Source organism: Rosenbergiella nectarea, from assembly GCF_900111105.1.
Lineage (GTDB): Bacteria > Pseudomonadota > Gammaproteobacteria > Enterobacterales > Enterobacteriaceae > Rosenbergiella > Rosenbergiella nectarea.
Window position 1 is genome coordinate 102,920 of the sequence record NZ_FOGC01000003.1, and the last position, 20,001, is coordinate 122,920.

Genomic DNA, 20,001 nt, shown 5'->3' on the forward strand with positions numbered 1-20,001 from the left:
AACCCTTCATTAAGATTGCGAGATCACGGCGCGAGCGGCCTGGCGGCTCTCTTCGGCACTCAATAAACGCAGGTGACCTTGTTGCATTTCATATACCCGATCGGCGACATCAAAATAGTCGTCATCGTGACTGATAATCAGTAATGTTTTCCCGAGTTGTTTCAACCAAGGGAGTAGTTCGCGATAGAAGTAGCGCCTAAACTGCGGGTCTTGTTCTGCGGCCCACTCGTCCAAGAATAGGATATCGCGTTTCTCAGCCATGGCAAGCAGCAGCGCTACGCGTTTGCTTTGTCCCGCCGACAATGACAAGGTGCTGAGCTGATGGTTATCAACAGTGATTTTATTATTAAGCTGCAGACGCATTAACCATTCTGCGGCTAAGGCATGGTCGGCCTCACTAGGCTCAAGAAATACGGTTTCGAAAAGATAGGGTTTGGTGAACACGACCGAAAATAGAGACATCAGGCTTTTGGCGTTAATCGCTTGGCCATCGCAATAGGCATGGCCCTGCGCCATGGGATAAAGCCCGGTAAGCAGTAAACTCAGCGTTGATTTACCTGACCCGTTGGTACCAATAATAAACACCGTCTCGCCACGTGTAACGGTCATCGACAGCGGTCCCACTTCAAATCCTTTATCTGGGTATTGCCAAGTAATGTTATCCCAACGCAGTTGTTGCCAGGTGTCTTTTACCTTTTGCGTTTTCCCTTCCTTAGGCAGAGACTTTTCCGGTAGCAGTTCATTAATCTTCTTATACGCCAACTCACCCGACAGTAAGGTGGGGTAAGCGCCAATAGCCTGTAATAGCGGGGTGCGCATAAAAAGAATCGTTAAGGAGAAAGAGGTGGCCACCGCCATTGATATCCACCCTTGTGACTCGGCCAGTAAAAATATCACCCCGATTAAGCCGAGCATCATAATATTCGACCAGTTAATCGCCGAAAGATGGTAACTGTCGGCCTTGATAATATTTTGCTTATACCCCATTGCCGCGGCCTGATAATGGGTGTCATAGAAGTGTTTAGCCCGTGCAGGATTCAATGCCAGCTCTTTTCTACCTTGGATCACGACCTGGAATGAGGATTGTAAGTCGCTTTCATAGCCTCTGACTTTATCAATATGCTGATACACCTTGCTTACCATCTTATAACCGAGCGTAAAGGTGACGACTAACCAGCCTATCGTAATCAGCAACACAGGGACGGAAAGATAGCCCAGATAACCCATCGCGACTAAAGCGAGAACGATACCTTGGATCAACTCTGGCAGCCTGACAAAGGCTAACGTGATATTACGAATATCCGGGCCCAACAACGCGAGTAACTCCCCTTCGCCCTTAGCTTCTAGGGTAGCGATCGGGGTATTCATCATCTGCCACACCATCGCCGATCGTTTGCGCCAAATAAATTGGTGACCCAGCGTTGTTAGGCACCACTGCGCCCCAAGGGTAGTCGCTAATAATAAGAGCAACAGGCCCAGCATTTTACTAATCCCCAACGCCAGAGACTGTTCGGCCAAAAGTCCATGGTTGATCCATGAGATAATCGCGATCCCTAATCCGGCACTCAGCAAATTAAGTAAGATAATGGCGATAAAGGCCAGCGTATGCTGGCGAAGAATGGTTTTCAGTAGTTGCATAATTAACTTAACGTAGTCCTCGGGAGTCACCTCCCGAGTTGGTGATGCCTTAAAAATCGAGGCTCATAGAGAGTGTGTAAGTGCGTGGATCACCTTGTGTCAGATAACCATTATTGGTCCCGACGGTGTCCCAATATTTTTCGTTAGTCACGTTTTCAACTCCAGCCCGCCAAGTAATAGCACTAACCGTAGCCGACTGGATCGGCATTTGATACTGCACACCGATATCAAGACGCGTCCAACTTGGGATACGCAAGGTGTTCGAGCTATCAACATACTGGCGGCTGGTATGGAGTAAATTGCCCTGTACCATCAAGCTTTCAACCCGTGGAATATCCCATTCGGTACCCAAGGTCCATTGGTTACGCGGTACACCCACCGCATCCTTGCCATCATAACTGACCCAACGCTTATTTTCATCTCCGTTGGCGCTAGGCATTTTCGGACGCAGCCAAGTGGAGCCTGCATTGATACGCCAGCCTAAGACAGGTTCACCAAAGACATTGACCTCTACCCCTTGATTGCGCTGTTCACCGGCAAGACGGTAAACGTTATCACTGCCGGTTAAGCCAACCTGACGGCGCATATCAAATAGGCCAATATTCCCGCCGTAACGTCCCTTTTCGACTTTGAGCCCCACCTCGTTTTGTCGGGTACGGCCAAGTCCCACAATATAACCGGAGTTAAGCGTGGTCGACGGCGCGGTACCTGATGCCTGTAACCCTTCAATATGGTTAGCATAGAGCGATAACCACTCTGAGGCTTTAAAGACAACGCCATACACCGGCGACCAACGATGGGCTTTTAGCGCCGCATTCTTATCTTCGACGCCTTGATAACTGTAGTTTTTGACATCTATATGTTGGTAGCGAGCCCCTGCTATATGTTGGTAGCGAGCCCCTGCGGTGACCCGCACCCGATCCTGCCAAAAACCTAAGGTATCGGAAAGCGCGACGCTATTATTGATATTTTTACTGCGGATATGGGGGTTAGCCATATTTCCGTCAGAATAGGCCGTAGCGGGAGAGGATTGCGGACGAGGATCATAAATCGTGCCGAAATCTTGTGCAGTCGACATCGTATAAGCACTGGCACTGCGATTATAGATCCCGGAATAATTGATATTCAGCTGATGGCTAATAGGACCCGTAGTCACTTTACCCCGCAGCCCGACCAATCCACTGGTGGTATCTGACTTGTAATGTGTCGTTAAACGGGTCACGGTCGAACGTCCTGCCATATCGCTGACTAGGGGCGCGCCGCTTGCCGACCATTCATTATTATGACTGCTGCCGATAGCGCTGTAAGCGACCCACTGATCGTTGAGGTGATAATCGTTTTTCATCATCACATAACGACTTTCCAAGTCGGCATAGTTCCAGGCTGTACTGTAATTGGTACGATTATTAGGTACGCTTGGTACGCTAGGCAGTGTGATAACATTGTTCAATGTGTTGAGGCGGATCCCGACGCGACCATGATGAATGGTCGATTTGGTATAGCCCATGTCCAAAGAGCTTTCTAGCTTATCGCCATGGTAGTCCAACCCTAAGAAAGCCCCGGTAGTACGGTCACGTTCTTTGCGGATCTCTGTTTCGCCTTCACGATTCACTACGTTGGCTCTCACCCCAAATTGCTCATTATCACCGAAGCGGCGTCCGATATCCGTGCTAACCCCTGCTTGGCCTCGACCGGTGTAATCGACACTGACACGTTGTGTAGGCTGTGAATCTGCGCGTTTAGGTTCGATATTGACATTACCGCCAACACCACTGCCCGCAGCGGGCACGCCATTTAAGAAGGCGCTTGAGCCTTTGATGACCTCTACGCGCTCGACCGCTTCGAGAGGCAGAATTTGACGCGGTCAAATACCATAGAGCCCACCCAGGGCAATATCATCCGCTGATAAATCAAATCCACGAATGCGAAAGCCTTGGGAGAAATTACCATACCCCCTGACGTTCTGGACTGAGGCATCATTTTTCATGACATCGGCGAGGTTTCTCGCTTGCTGATGTTCGATTAATTTTGAGGTGTACCCCACCACGTTAAAGGGGACGTCTAGCGCTTTTTGTTCTCCCAACGCCCCCAATCGTCCACCGTTAGCAATGTTACCATCGAGGAAAGCCGGGATCAGGTGTTGGCCATTAGCATTATCTGTGGCCGTAGGTTTCGCTGTAACGACGAGCGTATCGGGGGAAGTGTCCGCATGAACGTAACACGTAATTGGGAGTAGGCTCAGAGAAATAGCCTGCGCAAGGTGTTTTTGACGGTGGGTAGGTAACCAGAGGGACATAAAAAATCCAATTATCAGGAGGTTATGATTAATTATAAAATAGCGACAAACAAAATGCAGACAATACTAATGCAAATATCACTCATTTGCATTAGTATTGAGAAATTTACTGTTGTGCGGGAGCTAACATGTCTAGAGCAGCCTCCATCGCCAAGGCACTCCCTAATGAGTACCCCTTGGCTACCCTGCGCTCTTGCGAAAGTTTTCGGGCCTTACTCCCAAGAGAACGGAGTTCCTATCGGTCGCCTCAACAATTAGCATGGCTATCCAAATGGTCGCAGTGGTTCTTCGCCGGGACACTATTACCTTGGGGCGAACAATTATTGGTGGAACAGCGCGCTTATCCCCTGTGGCTAGGGTTTGGACGTTTTTCGCTCAATAGCCAAGGATTTCCCGATCCGATCTCGGTCAGCCACCTTTCACTCGCGGCACCATGCGACATCGCACAACAACAAGCCATTACTCAGCTCGTCTCTGGGTTTATCTCTCCAGTCTGCTCGACCCTCGCGGCGGTTGCGGGTCATCCCTTAGCACTATTCTGGAGTAACGCGGCAGTGCGCTTACATCAAAGTATGCGGAGCGCGGAACAAAAACAGGTCTCAAGTCACCTTTTACAAGACATTTTTACTGCGACACACCTGACTAATGGCGAGCGAAACCACCTTTATCAGCCATTCATTACACTTGATCAGGCACACATGCCCGCGATAAGGCAACGCCGTCATTGCTGTATGCGCTTTCATTTGGACAAAGAGTTGTGTCCCTCTTGCCCACTTGACCGTTGCCCAACCTCAAAACTTTAATGGAAAGATTGTGAACAACGTAAGACATAGCGTATCGACGCCGCTATTTGAGCTACGCGGTGCAGCGGTACAGATTGCGGGGCGACAAATTTTACAGCCTGTTACTCATACCTTCAGTCCCGGCCGTGTAACAGGGCTAATTGGCCACAATGGTTCGGGTAAGTCGACACTACTCAATTTACTCAGCCGTCAAAATGCTCGTCACACCGGTGACATTCTCTGGCAGGAGCGACCTGTTGCGGACTGGCCATCGCGCGAATTTGCTCGTCATGTCGCGTATTTACCGCAGCAATTACCGCCAGCTGAAGGGTTGACGGTAAAAGAATTAGTGACCTTAGGCCGCTATGCTTGGCACGGTGCGTTAAAGCGGGTAAGTGCCGAAGACGTGGCATCGGTCGAGGAGGCAATCCGGAGTGTCGATTTGGACTGGGCGAGTGAGCACCTTGTCGAGCAACTCTCCGGGGGGGAACGGCAGCGTGCCTGGCTTGCTATGTGCGTGGTACAAGCGAGTCACTGCCTATTGTTGGATGAGCCGACCTCAGCGCTAGACATTGCTCATCAAAAAGAGGTATTACAGGTTATTCATGACCTTTCTCGCCACCGCAGTCTTACCGTGATCATGGTGCTGCACGATATTAATATGGCTGCACGGTTCTGTGACGAGTTCGTTGCCCTAAGACAAGGGCAAACTGTGTTCAAAGGCGATGCTCAAGCCTTAATGACGGCTGAACAACTCTCAGCGATTTATCATGTCCCGATGGGGGTCACCCATCCTGACCCCAGGTTACCGCCTATTAGCTATGTCAAATAACCGAACTCTCTTCACGCGGCGGCGTTTACTGCAATACGGTCTCGGCGTTGGTGTAGCCTCGATCCTTTCCCCATCGCTACGTGCGGCGGCCCCGCCGCAACCTCGTATCGCCGCGTTAGATTGGACGGCTGTCGAACTCATCGACGCAGTGGGATTACAGCCGTTTGCCGTCAGTGATATCCCTAGCTATCGGCAGTGGGTTGTGACACCGTCACTTACTGTTACGACGGTAGAATTAGGTCTGCGTAATGAGCCTAATCTGGAACTTTTAGCTCAACTACGCCCTGATATCATCATCTTGCCGCACTACTCCCCCTTACCGGAAGCCACGCTGCAACAATTTGGTGAGGTCATCCGTTATCCCTTTACCCTGCCCGGTAAAAGAATCCTTACTGTAGCGCGTGACAACTTGCAACAGCTAGGACGCCACCTTGGTCGCGAAGCGTTCGCGCAACGCACCTTGACGCATTGGCAGGAGAATATGACAGCCGCCCGCCAATTGCTGGCTCCATGGCGGGGTAAGCGTATTTTATTGTATAGCTTCTTGAGTCCACGCCAAGTCTTAGTGATGTCTCCGAGTAGCCTATTTGGTGAAGTGTTGGCCTATTTAGGGCTGCAGTGTGCGTGGCAAGGTAGCGCGAATATGTGGGGGAGCGCTGTGATCGGGGTTGAACAACTCTATCCCGTCGACACGGATATCGCGATTGAATTTATGCATGGTGAGCGCGGGGCTACGCGTGCTGTGCCGCAATCGGGCCTATGGCAAAAAATGCCCTTTATGCAACAGCATAACCACTATCAGGTTGAGGGAGCATGGATGTACGGCGGTCTTCATGCGGCATTACATTTTACTGAGCAACTTATTCATTTATCAGGACAATGGCATGACTAAACTTCGAGCGGGGCTTGCGTTCACCCTGCTACCTTTATTTACCGCCCTGATGATTGGATGGAATATCCAACATTTATTCTCGAGTACCGCCACACAACCGGGCATGGCCGCACTGCTTTGGTCACAGAGCTATTTGCCACGAATAATCGTTGCGGCATTGGCTGGCGCGGCATTAGGGCTTTGTGGGATGTTAGCGCAGCTGGTGTTAAAAAATCCTCTTGCAGAGCCTGCGACGCTGGGTATCGCTTCCGGTGCCCAGCTGGGCACAACCCTAGCATTATTTGCCGGGGTTTCCCCCTGGATCACTCAAAGCTTCGCGCTGGCGGGTGGCTTTATCACCACAGCAATCATCTATGCCTTAAGCCGCCACCGCGGGATGTCGCCATTGACTCTGCTATTAACAGGGATGGTTGTGGGGCTTTTCTGTTCTGTATTACAAAATGGGCTGGTGTTATTCCATCACGAACAGATGCAATCACTGTTTATCTGGAACAGCGGCAATTTAGCGCAGAACGACTGGTCGGTGGTGTCACAATTATGCCCTATTCTGGTGGGCATTACTGTATTGGTATTACTCAGCACACGTGCCCTCGCCTTACTTAAACTGTCCGACGAGGTGGTCGATAGCTTGGGCGGTAATAGCCGACTGTATCGTTTATTTACCTTAGGCATGATGGCGTTACTGGCCGCCTGGACAGTGAGCCAAGTCGGATTGATCAGTTTTATCGGTCTATTTGCCCCCCAAATTACCCGTCTGTTCCCGCGCCTATCCTTTAAAAAGAGTATGCTGCTGGGGATGGCGTTTGGTGCAGGATTGTTACTATTTTGTGACCAATTAGCCCTTTTCGCAGAGGCCATTAATTGGCAGATCAGCGCCGGAAATCTCACTGCGATTATGGGTATTCCGGTGATGTTACTGATCATCGTCAAGGCACGTTTCCCTCAGCCGCCAGCCTTAGGCGGTACTGCTTCCAAAGTCCTACTATTACCTAAGGCAATTAAGGTCTTACTGATAGTCGCGTTGCTTGGCGTATTCTTCTTGGCGTTTACCCTCACCCATAGTCCGCAAGGCTGGCAGATCAGTGTCAGCGATCCCTACAATTTGCGCTGGCCAAGAATGGTAATGGCGATAGGCTGTGGAGGACTACTCGCCAGCGCGGGAGTGATCTTACAACGGTTAACCAATAACCCACTGGCCAGTCCGGAAGTGTTGGGGATAAACAGCGGTGCTGCCTGTGCAGTCGTGCTATTACTGGTGTTGATGCCTAATGCGAGCGGTCTCTTATTATTTTCCGTGGCGGCGCTGGGGGCGATGATAAGCTTAGGGATAATCATCCTGTTTGCCATCAATGCGAGTGATCAGACACCTAAAATTCTGCTCGTCGGGACTGCGTTAGGGGCCTTCTCTTTAGCGCTGATCACCCTATTTCTAGCCTCTGGTGCGCCGAATAGTGGTGTGATTATCAGCTGGTTATCAGGCTCTACTTGGGGAGCCACACCGGAAAAAGCCTTAGCTTCCCTAGTCGCCTTGTTATTAAGCCTACCGATCAGTTTGCTTTTTACACGTTGGTTAACCTTGCTGCCTTTAGGCAGAACAGTCGCGTCGTCACGCGGTTTATCGTTACGCGGGAGCACCACGCTATTAATTATTTGGTGTGCGACATTGAGCGCTGGGGCAACGCTGTTACTGGGACCGATGAGCTTTGTCGGGCTATTAGCGCCGCAAATTGCGCGATATTTAGGAATTTATCGTTTCGGCAACGCCCTTTGGATCAGTGTGGTCTGCGGTGCGCTATTAATGTTAGCAGCCGATTTTATCGGCAGAATGATCATGTGGCCATTTCAAGTTCCTGCTGGCATTGTGGCCGTTATCTTGGGCGCGCCAGGCTTATTATGGTTACTGTATCGTAAACGCTAACGGCAAAAGAGCTAGCCCAGTTTGAAGGGCTAGCCCACGATTAGAACGTCACAGTGGTCTTAAGACCCATTACCCACGCATCAGGAGTATCGCTGACCGCTCCTGAGTTATGCCAATATTGCAGGCTTGGCTGCAGTTGAAACCACGGCGTCAGCTGGAAACGATAGAACAGCTCAGCATTGGTGGCTGAACTCGCTGTGGGCCAGTAGCCTGATAAATTGTTGAGATCAGCTGCGTGTTGTTTCTGTTGTTGATCTCGGTTGGCCCAACTCCCGACTTTGACATAACTCACCCCCAATCCAACCCAATCGTTGGGTCTTGCATCGAATATTCCACGATAACGAGCGGAGACTGATCCTACGACAGGCAAACGAATGGTACGCTTATCGCCCAGTCCTAAGCTGGCCGATAGGCTCATACCACGAAGCGGATCGTTAGAATGGCGAGTCACTTGTTGATTGGCGGCTGCCCACAGATAATAGGAGTTGTGTGTTTTGGCATAGCCATTTGGGTCACTGGCCCCCCAATATTGACTCGTCCCCCGCGCTAAGTGCGTTTGCTCCGCATTAGTCCAGCTTAGACCCAATGTGTAGATGCCGGGTAACTGATTGACGCGAGTTCTCCACTCAGCTTCAACAGGAAGTATGACCCCCTTACTGTGCTGCGTAGAGACACTCCAAGCATGACCGCGACTCGCGGCCTGTGAGTTTTGTTCCATCAGCGCAACCTTTAACGTCAGTTCAGGCGTGGCTTTCCATTCCAGATTTGTCCCCCAGGTGTGAACATTCCAGTTATTCCAGATCATGGAATAGGCAGATTTACCGCCACACAGTGATAACATTTGAAAATCACACGGAATACCTTGGTCGAAGACTTGCACTTTATTCATGAGACCTGCGCGCCAGAAGAGATCGCCGCCGAAAAAGCTTCTACCGGCAGTTAACCAGCCCAAACGGGTAATTGATTGGCCGCCCCAGCTCTCTTGCGCCAAGTCGGTCATGGGTACCGACTTATCTTGCAGGCGTTGCATGGCTAAGTTCTGGTTATGATTACGATTCACGATGTTTCCTTCAATGACCGCCCCGGGGATCCCGGTTAAGGTTTCGAGATTCTGCGTGAAAGTGAAAGCGAACTGATCGATGTAAGCTGTTTTATGGCGCGAGTCGGCACCGCCATGTAAATTACTCGCCGTTTGCGATAAATAACCAAGATTGAAATTGAACCCCTCTTGGGTTAATCGGGGCCTCAAACCAAGCATATCACCGAGTAAACCCTGTTCTGGCGGAGGTTCAAACCCTAATGCTGTCGGGGTAAAGGGAGCAGCGAAGAGTGAGGTTGAGACAGACATACCGGCGACAAATAACCAACCGTATAGCGGTTTAGCATCCATGCATTTTCTCCAAGTCCTTCATGGACTCTCTGATATAGAATTCGGGTTATTTCAACCCAGTGAAAGACAACTTTCTTTTATCGGAATGACCCCGCTATAGCAATAAATAATCACTCTTCTTTTTAGTACTTTTGACAAAGATCACCTTTGGTGAATGCAAAGTTCCCCAAGCTACTACACCCTGACTCTTAACTAAGAAATTTTCCGTTTTACTCAGACAATGGCAGCTTAATGAACGCTTGGCAGAAAAATTTAGTCTCACTGTGGCTGGTATGTTTCATTACTGGGCTCGGTACCAGTCAATTGCTCCCTTTTCTGCCACTCTATATTTCTCAGTTGGGACATTACACAACCGAGCAGCTTACCCTCTGGTCGGGTGTTGCCTTCAGTATGACGTTTCTGGTTTCAGCGATAGTCTCACCACTACGGGGAAAAATAGCAGATAAACGTGGGCGTAAACTGATGCTAATTCGTGCCACGGTCGGGATGGCTATCGCCATCGTCTGCCAGGGGTTGGCGCAATCGGTATGGCAGCTGTGTCTGTTTCGCGGCATCATGGGCTTAGCCTCTGGATATATTCCTAACGCAATGGCCTTGATTGCTGGCCAAGCGCCTAAGGGCCGCAGCGGATTTGCATCAAGTATGTTGTCGACGGCGCAGATCAGTGGGTTTCTTTGCGGTCCACTACTCGGCGCTGTGACCTCATCATTATTTGGGATGGAATGGGTCTATACTTTCTCTGCACTGATAAGATTCGTTAATGTGTTGGTTTTTTTCCGTATCTTGCAACGGACAGCGATTCCTAAGTCGATCGAGTAAGTTCTACCATTTTGCTTAATTTTCGGAGAAAACCGGCTTAGGTACCGATTTCAAATATGTCAGTTTATTCAATAAGTTTACAATTTCATGAGTTTTAGGCGTGGATTTCTGTGAGGAAAATAACTCAATAACCCTCCGATAAGTCATGATATTTTTTCAATATGACTCAGAGCACTTAGAAAATAATGTTTAATTTTTATTAACAATTATGAATAAATTGTTTAAAATCGGTCACACTATTGGTGAGTTTCTTATCAGGGTTTGTTATGCAACACATTAAAAAGACGGTATTCAGTTTATCGCTGATCGCCGCGTCATTATTCACCCACACGGCACAAGCACGCACCGAAAATACTGATGTACTATTGATCGGTGGCGGCATCATGAGCGCATCGCTAGGCACTTGGTTACATGAGCTACAACCAGAATGGAAACAGACCATGGTTGAACGCCTCGATGGTGTAGCTGAAGAGTCTTCTAATGGTTGGAATAACGCGGGGACTGGCCACTCTGCTAACATGGAACTTAACTACACGCCTCAGCGTGAAGATGGATCCATCAATATTTCGAAAGCGATCGATATTAATGAAGCTTTTATGATTTCCCGGCAGTTTTGGGCGTCTCAGGTACAGTTAGGGACCCTGCAACAACCGCGCAGCTTTATCAATTCGACGCCGCATATGAGCTTTGTTTGGGGTGAAAAGAACGTCGATTATTTAACGCGTCGCTACGAGGCGTTACAAAAAAGTCCACTATTCCAAGGCATGAAGTTCTCGACTGACCAACAACAGATCAAGAAGTGGGCACCATTAATTATCGACGGTCGTGATCCTGCTCAGAAAGTCGCGGCAACTTGGACACCGCTAGGAACAGACGTTAACTACGGCGAAATTACGCGTCAATTAGTCGGCAATCTTCAAAAGCAACCAGGCTTCACCTTAGAGCTTTCTACGCAAGTGACCGAGTTTACCCGTCAAGATGATAACTCTTGGCTAGTCACGGTCGAAAACCGTACCACCGGTGAGAAACACAGCATCCATGCAAAATATGTATTCATCGGTGCAGGCGGCGCGTCACTGAAATTATTACAAAAATCCGGTATTTCAGAAGCAGAGAATTACGGAGGATTCCCTGTCGGAGGGTCATTCTTAGTGACAGAAAACCCTGCGATCACTGCTCAGCATACTGCCAAAGTATACGGACAAGCCTCTGTGGGTGCACCACCGATGTCGGTCCCACATTTGGATACGCGTTATTTAGACGGTAAAAAAGTCGTACTGTTTGGACCATTCGCCACTTTCTCGACCAAATACTTGAAAAATGGCTCATTGTTAGATCTGTTTAGTGCGACCACAACCCATAACGTAATGCCGATGGCGCATGTTGGCGTAGACAACCTCGATTTGGTGAAATACTTAATCGGTCAAGTCATGTTGTCTGATGAAGATCGTTTCAATGCTTTAAAAGAGTACTTCCCAGAGGCTAAACAGTCTGATTGGAAACTGTGGCAAGCGGGACAACGTGTGCAAATTGTTAAAAAAGATGCTGACAAAGGTGGCGTCTTGAAACTGGGCACCGAGATTGTGACGGATCAGCAGAAGACGATTGCTGCCTTATTGGGCGCCTCACCGGGTGCGTCAACCGCAGCCCCAATCATGTTAAATGTGATTGAGAAATTATTCCCACAACAGGTGAAAACACCGCAATGGCAAGCCCGTATCAAACAAGTGGTGCCAAGCTACGGTCAGAAACTGAATAACGATCCGGCCTTAGCACAACAAGTCTGGGATCATACTGCTGAAGTGTTACAGTTAACGCCTCCACCTCGTATTCAGATGTCTGCACCGGCGAGTGCTCAAGCCCCTACCTCGACGACGACTACACCTAATCAGGGTATGGCGCTGTAAACCTCAACCCCTTCAATCGGTCGATTGAAGGGGTTATCTCTACTCGGCAGACTGAGTTAATTGTTGACGTTGACGTAAACTCGGGAAAAACTTCATCCATATCGCCACAATAACCAAGGTCCCAACGCCCCCCACTACCGCTGCAGGAACCGTTCCTAACACACTGGCCAATACACCGGTTTCGAATTCGCCAAACTGATTGGACGTATTGATAAAGATCGAATTGACCGCATTAACTCTGCCCCGCATTGCATCGGGAGTATCCAGTTGAATCATCGCCCCTCTTATTACCATACTCACCATATCAAAACCGCCAAGCGCGACCAGTGCCAGCAAGGACAACACAATATTATGAGAAAGTGCGAAGACTAATGTCGCTACCCCAAAACCGGCCACACAGCCAAACATAATCAAGCCAGTATGGCGAGTGAATACCCGACGGCTGATCCAAACCCCGGTTAATAGGGCACCTACCGAAGGCGCAGCCCGCAATGCCCCCAGCCCCCAGGGGCCGGTGTGCAAAATGTCCTGAGCAAAGATAGGTAACAACGCAGTGACTCCACCGAGTAATACGGCGAAAAGATCTAAAGAGATGACGCCTAAAACATCCTTTCGCTCGAAGATGAAATGCAATCCTGCAAACAGATTTTTCATTGTCATCGGTAGGCGTGTCAGTGCGACAGGAATATAGCGGACGGTCGCGATCATGACTAATGCAAGAAGATAGCTGAGTGCCGCCACCCCATAAGCCGCCTCCGGTGAATAGACATACAGTAGACCGCCCACCATTGGACCTGCAATGACCATCGCTTCGCGGAAAACTTGGTTAGTGGCCATTGCCTTGGAGAGCAGCTCAGCCGGTAACAACGCAGGCAATAGCGAGGTATTGGCCGGTCCTTCTACCGCTTTAGCAATAGAGAACAGCGCCACCAAGGCTAATAACGCTGGGGTGGATAACCATAACAATAGCGGCAGTGCAATAAGCCCCACCACCGAGAGAAACTCGATGACCTGTCCGGTAACGATCAATGTTTTGCGATTATATTGATCAGCAAGGTGTCCTGCAGGAAGCGCTAATAACACCGAAGGTAAAAATTACATCAGCCCGATCATCCCCAGCATAAAGGCACTATGGGTGATGGCATAAATTTGCCAACTGACAGCTAAGGAAACAATTTGGAAACTGAGTGATGAACAGGTTTGTGCAATCAGGTATTGCCGAAAGCCACGGTGACTAAAGGGGGATAATTGAGACGCTGCGGAATTCAAGTCTTGGCTCCAAGCTAAGCATGCTGATAATAAGGATGATAAGGATGATAAGGATGATAAGGATGATAAGGATGATAAGGATGATAAGGATGATAAGGATGATAAGCATATCACGAACTTTGCTGGGCAAATGAATACCCTTTCTGCCGATTGTCGATAAAAAAAATGTCGCATTAACAGATCTTTGTCTACGCTTAAAGTGAGCAATGTAAAAAATAAAAAATCATGAGGACAGTGATGAGCGATCAAAAAAGAAACATAACAACCACCGATGCCGGTATTCCTGTTGCCAGCGACGAACACTCTTTAACCGTCGGCCCTGATGGCCCGATTGTATTACACGACCATTATCTTATTGAGCAAATGGCGAACTTCAACCGCGAGCGCATTCCGGAGCGTCAACCCCATGCTAAGGGTAGTGGCGCGTTCGGGCATTTCGAGGTAACCGAAGACGTCAGTCAATACACTAAAGCCGCCCTCTTCCAACCAGGCGTTAAAACCGATGTATTGATGCGTTTTTCCACGGTAGCGGGCGAACGCGGTAGTCCAGACACCTGGCGTGATCCACGCGGCTTTTCGATCAAATTTTATACTACCGAAGGTAACTACGATATGGTCGGCAATAATACGCCGGTCTTCTTCGTGCGTGACCCAATGAAATTCCAGCATTTTATCCGATCACAAAAGCGTCGTGCCGATAACAATCTGCGTGATAACGATATGCAATGGGACTTCTGGACACTCTCCCCTGAGTCCGCTCACCAAGTCACTTGGTTAATGAGCGACCGTGGCATTCCTAAGAGCTGGCGTCATATGAACGGATACTCTAGCCATACCTATATGTGGGTGAATGCCGAAGGCGAAAAATTCTGGGTCAAATACCACTTTAAAACCGACCAAGGCGTCGAGTGCCTCACGCAGGATGAGGCGGATAAGTTAGCGGGTGCAGACGGTGACTTCCACGTTCGTGATCTCTATAACGCGATTTCAGAGGGTAATAACCCTAGCTGGACGCTGTATATGCAGATTATGCCGTTCGCCGACGCTGATGACTATCGCTTTAACCCATTCGACTTAACCAAAGTGTGGCCGCATAAAGATTATCCGCTGATTAAGGTGGGTAAGCTTACCTTAGATCACAACCCAACCGATAATCATGCGCAAATCGAGCAAGCGGCATTCGAACCGAACAACTTAGTGCCAGGTATCGGTCTAAGTCCTGATAAAATGCTGATGGGTCGTATTTTCGCCTACGCCGACGCACACCGTGCGCGTTTAGGGGTTAACTATAAGCAGATCCCGGTAAACAGCCCGCGTTGTCCAGTGAATAGCTATAGCAAAGATGGCGCAATGCGTATGCAGCCCGTCAGCGACCCAGTATATGCCCCGAATAGTAAGGGGGGACCGGCTGCTGATGGCGAACGTTATCCTACCGACTCTACGTGGTCCGCGCAGGGTGAACAGCTCCGTGCGCCTTATTCGTTGCATGCCGAAGATGATGATTACGGACAGGCAAACGCACTGGTTAATCAGGTACTGGACGACGCCGGCCGCGATCGCTTAGTGAATAACGTGGCAGGTCACCTACTCAATGGTGTGAAAGAGCCAGTGCTCTCCCGTGCCTTCGATTACTGGCGCGCAATTGATCAAACTATTGGCGACCGTATCGCTGAGAAAGTGAAATCTTCTCAATAATAATGATAAAGCCCCGCACCGCGGGGCTTTATTGAACTATAAATTAGCTCACGTCCACTCCATAAGCAATGAATTGGACTGGCAAAGGCAATAACCAGTTTGCAGAAAGTTAATTTATTATTTCAACCTACTTTACTGGGCATTATTAAGAACAGAAAAGAGGGTGGGTCAGTGGCTTATGACTTTTCTTATACATATCGCCCTACAGGGTCCTATCACGTGCAATGGGTGAGTTAAAACCTCTTACACTCAGGCATGATTAGTCAAATTATAGTTTCCGAAAATCAGCCACCTATAAAGAATCTCTAAATAGATACGTAAATCATTAAAAAATAATCATTGAATGAGTATTTGTATCTAACCCTAGAATCAGATTTTTTAAAAATATTATTTTATATATGTCAGTATAACACCTCGATTCAATTTATATAAAAAATCCTTATCTATTAGCCTAGATGAGATTATACTGCTTTATTAACCTTTCGACTTGATCTGGCACTATAAGCAAATTTACGTTTTTTAGACTTAACTTAATTTTAACAACTTAGAACAAAATCCTAGGGGAATAGAAAGAGATGAACTTCAAACAGTTAATATTTGTTACCGCTATAGTACTTTCTCCTTCAGCCTACAGTGCAAGCAAAAATTACTGCTCAAGTGGGATCATCGATCCCAATAATCCTCATACCTGTAACAACAATGACCTCAATCGAGCCGTCAGCGATTTGGGTACAGATATCCAACAGGGGGATGCTGATACCCTCTCTTCCGCCAATACCTACACTGATGGTCAAGTCAGTAACGAATCGACAGCCAGACAGGACGGGGATGCGAGCACTCTTTCTTCTGCCAATACCTACACTGATGGTCAAGTCAGTAGTGAAGCGACTGCCAGGCAGAAGGGCGATGCGAGCACCCTTTCTTCTGCCAATACCTACACTGATGGTCAAGTCAGTAGCGAAGCGACAGCTAGGCAGAGAGGCGACGCGAGTACTCTTTCTTCTGCAAAAACTTATACTAATGATCAAGTCAGCAGCGAATCGACAGCCAGACAGAAAGGCGATGCTGATACCCTTTCTTCTGCCAATACCTACACTGATGGTCAAGTTAGTAGCGAAGCGACAGCTAGGCAGAGAGGCGACGCGAGTACTCTTTCTTCTGCCAATACCTACACTGATGGTCAAGTCAGTAGCGAGGCGACAGCCAGACAGAATGGTGATATGAATACGCTATCTTCCGCAAATTCTTATACGAATCAGCAAATTAATAATTATTGGAGTAAATCAGAAAACCAATTTCAGGCTGTAAATAAACGAATTGATAAACTGGGCAACAGGTTGAATGCAGCCATGGCGAGCTCAGCAGCAATAGCATCCATACCTTATGTTGCTGAGGATACATTCTCATTGGGGGTTGGGGCCGGCAATTACAGCAATGGCAATGCAGTAGCGGTTGGCGTTCAGTATAAAACAAGTACGAATTCTAATGTCAGGGCTAACTTCGCTAAAGATTCCACCGGAAGATTCACATCTGGTGCTGGCTTTGCTTTAGGCTGGTAAAACGAAAAATGGTTGTGATATTTTGCCGCAAAAGGTTCATATCACAACCTATCCATCCTTCCCTAATATATATTCCATCGCTTTCTTGGCTTTGCATGCAAGAATTTCAGCATCCTGCTCAACGGCCTGGTCATTAAATACCTCTACTCCGATAGGTCCTGTATAACCCAGTTTATCTAAGTAGGCGATCAACTCTGTTAAAGGGAAATTACCCTCACCGGGTAATAAGCGTTGATGCCGAGCGATCTGTTTAAGGGCGTCACTGTCTAACGGCATGGTTATATCCGATAATTGTACTAAGAAGATTTTCTCCACCGGAATACCCGCTAAGTCCTGCACTGTCCGGCGTAAGGCAAAGAGGTGAAAAGCATCGACGACTATGCCGAGGTTCTCTTCATCGACTTGCTGGATAACCTGCCAAGCTTTATCGCACTGGTCGATCTCGGTACTCCAAGACATCGCTTCATAGGCCACACGCAGACCAAAACCTTTGGCTTGCTGACAGAGCCATTTCATATCCGCAACAATCTTATGCTGTTCACACTCAGCCGTATTGGCGGCCACCAATATCGTTGGGCTTCCTAATTCACTTGCCGTCGCCATCATCGTCAACGCTTCGCGGCGCTTTTCATCGCGTTTTTCGCCCACTGCCCCGTCAAAATCCAATAACACTTGGTAATCAGTGCGCTCAAGGGATAAGGCGTCGAGCTGCTGCGTAGTCTTAGACACCGCTTGTTCAGCATCTTGTTGCCACACTTCAACCCCATCAAATCCAGCTTTCGCAATCGCTTCAAGTTTCTTTGCAAAGGTCCCCCCAAGTAGAACGGTGTTAAGGAAACGCGGATTGGCTTTCAAGAATGACATATCTTTCTCCTATTAATGACTTGCTAATGAGTATAGACCGTCAAGCGTCAATCCACCTCAGAGCAGGCTTAAGATTATCTTAAGGTCGGTCAGTAATAATTCATCATTCGATGATTAGTCTGGACTTATGTTATGAAAAGTTGGTTAACGACGCGCGTAACGCACCCCGTATTGAATGCGCTAACGGCAGCTGCGATCACACTGTGTTTAAATATTCCTTATTTTGAGCAGGCTTTTCGCCTTGTCAGTCGCTTCTGCGGCGTATCAGTTATGCCTTGATAGCGCTGTTGGTATCGAGTGCCGGAACCTATTTAATCTCGAACAGTTTCTTCAAGGATTACGCTTCACTTTTTCGTAATAATCGCGAATTCATTACTTACTTAAGCCCTTCTAACGGCATCGCTGCCGCCCTCTCTTGGTATAAACACGAGCGTACGGCGAATCTGCCTTTAATTCGCTTTGGCGAAGATGCCCGCCAGAGTGCGGCACACCTGACAGGAAAACCGACTTTGACACTCTTAGTGGTCGGTGAGACGACCCGAGCGCAGGATGTAGGCCTCGGTGGCTATACACGACAAACGACCCCTTTATTGGCCAAGGATAATGTAATCTACTATCCAAATACGCTGTCGTGTGGTACCTCCACCGCGGTATCAGTCCCTTGTATGTTTTCAGGGATGGGGCACGATCACTATAACGATGCACTGGCGAATCATCGTGAGGGCCTACTGGATATTGTGCAACGTGCTGGCGTCAACGTGCTGTGGCGTGAAAACGATGGTGGCTGTAAGGGAGCTTGTGCACGGGTGCCGACTGAAGAGATGACCGCACAAAATCTGCCTGGTATGTGTATCGATGGTGAATGTTATGACCAAGTGCTATTTCATCATTTACAGGGCTATATTGATAAGCAAACCGGTAATACGTTAATCGTACTCCATACGATTGGTAGCCATGGCCCGACCTATAATCACCGCTACCCCGATGCCTTCAAATATTATACTCCAACTTGCGAAACGAATGAGGTGCAGCACTGTTCTACAGAACAGCTCGTCAATACCTATGATAATACTATCCGTTATATGGATGCGATGGTCGATCAAGGTATTCAGCTGCTACAAGCGAATTCACAGCGCTTTACCACCAGTTTGGTCTATCTGTCCGATCACGGTGAGTCGTTAGGTGAAGATGGGGTTTATTTTCATGGATTGCCTTATATGATTGCACCGATTCAACAGAAACACGTTCCTCTGTTAATTTGGCTTTCACAAGACTATCAGCAACGCTATGCTGTTAATCAGAAATGTATGGTTGATCAGGCTAAGCTTATGCATACGTCACAAGATAATTTATTCCCCACCGTATTAGGATTGTTCGGCGTCCAAACGCGCGAATATCAACCCCAACTCGACTTGCTGACGCACTGTCGGGGCAAAGCGAGAGAGTATTGATTATTGAAGACGATCCCCTGCTACAGCAGGGGATCCTGCTCGCCATGCAGGGCGAGAACTACCTGTGCGATGCGGTGAATAGTATCAAGCTCGCCGAGCAGTATCTACACTCCTCCTCTTATAGCCTGATTTTGCTCGACCTAGGGTTGCCGGATGGTGACGGTTTAACCTTATTGAAAAGTTTACGTAGGCGAAAAAATACTATTCCTATAATCGTCTTGACGGCTCGCGATACCTTAGAGGATCGCATAGTAGGACTCGACAGCGGTGCCGACGATTACTTATCAAGCCCTTCGCCCTAGAGGAGCTTCTAGCGAGAAGTCGAGCGTTAATACGCCGTTTTCATCAACAATCGGATAATCTGCTGCAAATCGACGATCTCACTATCGATATTGGTCGCCGCTTAGTCTTTTTAAGTGAACAACTGCTTGAGTTAACGCCTAAGGAATACGCTATTTTATTACGGTTGATGCTCAAAGCAAATCAACCGGTGCATCGCGATGTGCTGTACAGCGATATCTATAGCTGGGATAACGAACCCTCTACTAATTCGCTGGAAGTGCATATTCATAATCTACGGGATAAAGTCGGCAAACAGCGTATTCAGACGCTACGTGGTTTTGGCTACTCCATCAGGACGCAGAAAACACCGTGAGAACACTCCTTCATTCCTTAGCCCCTAACACGTT

At 48.3% G+C, this 20,001-nt stretch carries 13 protein-coding genes and 3 pseudogenes; 10 read left to right on the plus strand and 6 right to left on the minus strand.

Annotated features, from left to right (window positions below; genetic code table 11):
• Positions 1 to 9: 9 nt before the first annotated feature.
• Genes BMX14_RS05105 through BMX14_RS05115 form a run of 3 tightly spaced genes read right to left on the minus strand, consistent with a single transcriptional unit; the run spans position 10 to position 3,934 of the window.
• Complete coding sequence (locus BMX14_RS05105; RefSeq protein WP_092673748.1) at positions 10 to 1,638, minus strand: multidrug ABC transporter permease/ATP-binding protein; 1,629 nt, start codon at positions 1,636 to 1,638, stop codon at positions 10 to 12.
• Between the two features lie 49 nt (positions 1,639 to 1,687).
• Complete coding sequence (locus BMX14_RS05110) at positions 1,688 to 3,493, minus strand: TonB-dependent receptor (RefSeq protein WP_092673751.1); 1,806 nt, start codon at positions 3,491 to 3,493, stop codon at positions 1,688 to 1,690.
• 9 nt (positions 3,494 to 3,502) lie between these two features.
• Entirely contained in the window at positions 3,503 to 3,934 is a 432-nt protein-coding gene (locus tag BMX14_RS05115; protein WP_092673754.1) for a TonB-dependent receptor plug domain-containing protein, read from the minus strand.
• Positions 3,935 to 4,062: 128 nt separating this feature from the next.
• Here BMX14_RS05115 and fhuF point away from each other — a divergent pair, with 128 nt between their 5' ends.
• From fhuF to fhuB, 4 genes are read left to right on the plus strand one after another with little or no spacing between them, the layout of a single operon-like run.
• A complete protein-coding gene (fhuF, locus tag BMX14_RS05120) occupies positions 4,063 to 4,737 on the plus strand; it encodes a siderophore-iron reductase FhuF (protein WP_092673757.1) in 675 nt (224 codons plus the stop codon).
• Positions 4,738 to 4,744: 7 nt separating this feature from the next.
• Entirely contained in the window at positions 4,745 to 5,548 is an 804-nt protein-coding gene (locus BMX14_RS05125; protein ID WP_092674246.1) for an ATP-binding cassette domain-containing protein, read from the plus strand.
• Positions 5,538 to 6,440 (plus strand): ABC transporter substrate-binding protein, encoded by a 903-nt coding sequence (locus tag BMX14_RS05130; protein WP_177173090.1) that lies wholly within the window; start codon positions 5,538 to 5,540, stop codon positions 6,438 to 6,440. The genes BMX14_RS05125 and BMX14_RS05130 overlap by 11 nt, the downstream gene beginning before the upstream one ends.
• On the plus strand, positions 6,433 to 8,358 hold the full coding sequence (fhuB, locus tag BMX14_RS05135; protein WP_177173091.1) for a Fe(3+)-hydroxamate ABC transporter permease FhuB: 1,926 nt from the start codon (positions 6,433 to 6,435) through the stop codon (positions 8,356 to 8,358). Before BMX14_RS05130 ends, fhuB begins: the two co-directional genes overlap by 8 nt.
• A 40-nt stretch (positions 8,359 to 8,398) precedes the next feature.
• Here the strand turns inward: fhuB and BMX14_RS05140 are convergent, their stop codons facing one another.
• On the minus strand, positions 8,399 to 9,748 hold the full coding sequence (locus tag BMX14_RS05140; protein ID WP_230527308.1) for a carbohydrate porin: 1,350 nt from the start codon (positions 9,746 to 9,748) through the stop codon (positions 8,399 to 8,401).
• A 231-nt stretch (positions 9,749 to 9,979) separates the two neighbouring features.
• On the opposite strand from BMX14_RS05140, the gene BMX14_RS05145 reads away from it, so the two are divergent.
• Both BMX14_RS05145 and mqo read left to right on the plus strand, forming a co-directional pair.
• On the plus strand, positions 9,980 to 10,567 hold the full coding sequence (locus BMX14_RS05145) for an MFS transporter (RefSeq protein ID WP_092673766.1): 588 nt from the start codon (positions 9,980 to 9,982) through the stop codon (positions 10,565 to 10,567).
• Positions 10,568 to 10,833: 266 nt separating this feature from the next.
• Positions 10,834 to 12,474, plus strand: coding sequence for a malate dehydrogenase (quinone) (gene mqo, locus BMX14_RS05150; protein WP_092673769.1), 1,641 nt, complete (start codon positions 10,834 to 10,836; stop codon positions 12,472 to 12,474).
• Between the two features lie 39 nt (positions 12,475 to 12,513).
• Here mqo and BMX14_RS05155 read toward each other — a convergent pair.
• Positions 12,514 to 13,743 (minus strand): annotated as a pseudogene (locus BMX14_RS05155) (MFS transporter).
• Between the two features lie 237 nt (positions 13,744 to 13,980).
• Between BMX14_RS05155 and BMX14_RS05160 the strand changes: the two are divergent.
• Positions 13,981 to 15,438, plus strand: coding sequence for a catalase (locus BMX14_RS05160; protein WP_092673772.1), 1,458 nt, complete (start codon positions 13,981 to 13,983; stop codon positions 15,436 to 15,438).
• A gap of 575 nt (positions 15,439 to 16,013) precedes the next feature.
• Positions 16,014 to 16,997, plus strand: a complete 984-nt coding sequence (locus tag BMX14_RS05165) for a YadA C-terminal domain-containing protein (protein WP_092673775.1) — start codon at positions 16,014 to 16,016, stop codon at positions 16,995 to 16,997.
• 48 nt (positions 16,998 to 17,045) lie between these two features.
• Here BMX14_RS05165 and BMX14_RS05170 read toward each other — a convergent pair whose 3' ends face one another.
• A complete protein-coding gene (locus BMX14_RS05170; RefSeq protein ID WP_092673778.1) occupies positions 17,046 to 17,861 on the minus strand; it encodes a sugar phosphate isomerase/epimerase family protein in 816 nt (271 codons plus the stop codon).
• A gap of 239 nt (positions 17,862 to 18,100) precedes the next feature.
• Here BMX14_RS05170 and BMX14_RS05175 point away from each other — a divergent pair.
• Together BMX14_RS05175 and BMX14_RS05180 are read left to right on the plus strand one after the other, a co-directional pair.
• Positions 18,101 to 19,312, plus strand: a pseudogene (locus BMX14_RS05175) (phosphoethanolamine--lipid A transferase); the annotation flags it as partial.
• Between the two features lie 44 nt (positions 19,313 to 19,356).
• Positions 19,357 to 19,967 (plus strand): annotated as a pseudogene (locus BMX14_RS05180) (winged helix-turn-helix domain-containing protein).
• The last annotated feature ends 34 nt before the right edge of the window (positions 19,968 to 20,001 follow it).

Excerpts from the sequence above, each read along its gene's own strand:
- BMX14_RS05105 (WP_092673748.1), bottom strand. The coding sequence starts at position 1,638 with ATGCAACTACTGAAAACCATTCTTCGCCAGCATACGCTGGCCTTTATC.
- BMX14_RS05115 (WP_092673754.1), bottom strand. The coding sequence starts at position 3,934 with ATGTCCCTCTGGTTACCTACCCACCGTCAAAAACACCTTGCGCAGGCT.
- fhuF (WP_092673757.1), top strand. The coding sequence starts at position 4,063 with ATGTCTAGAGCAGCCTCCATCGCCAAGGCACTCCCTAATGAGTACCCC.
- BMX14_RS05130 (WP_177173090.1), top strand. The coding sequence starts at position 5,538 with ATGTCAAATAACCGAACTCTCTTCACGCGGCGGCGTTTACTGCAATAC.
- fhuB (WP_177173091.1), top strand. The coding sequence starts at position 6,433 with ATGACTAAACTTCGAGCGGGGCTTGCGTTCACCCTGCTACCTTTATTT.
- BMX14_RS05140 (WP_230527308.1), bottom strand. The coding sequence starts at position 9,748 with ATGGATGCTAAACCGCTATACGGTTGGTTATTTGTCGCCGGTATGTCT.
- BMX14_RS05145 (WP_092673766.1), top strand. The coding sequence starts at position 9,980 with ATGAACGCTTGGCAGAAAAATTTAGTCTCACTGTGGCTGGTATGTTTC.
- mqo (WP_092673769.1), top strand. The coding sequence starts at position 10,834 with ATGCAACACATTAAAAAGACGGTATTCAGTTTATCGCTGATCGCCGCG.
- BMX14_RS05160 (WP_092673772.1), top strand. The coding sequence starts at position 13,981 with ATGAGCGATCAAAAAAGAAACATAACAACCACCGATGCCGGTATTCCT.
- BMX14_RS05165 (WP_092673775.1), top strand. The coding sequence starts at position 16,014 with ATGAACTTCAAACAGTTAATATTTGTTACCGCTATAGTACTTTCTCCT.
- BMX14_RS05170 (WP_092673778.1), bottom strand. The coding sequence starts at position 17,861 with ATGTCATTCTTGAAAGCCAATCCGCGTTTCCTTAACACCGTTCTACTT.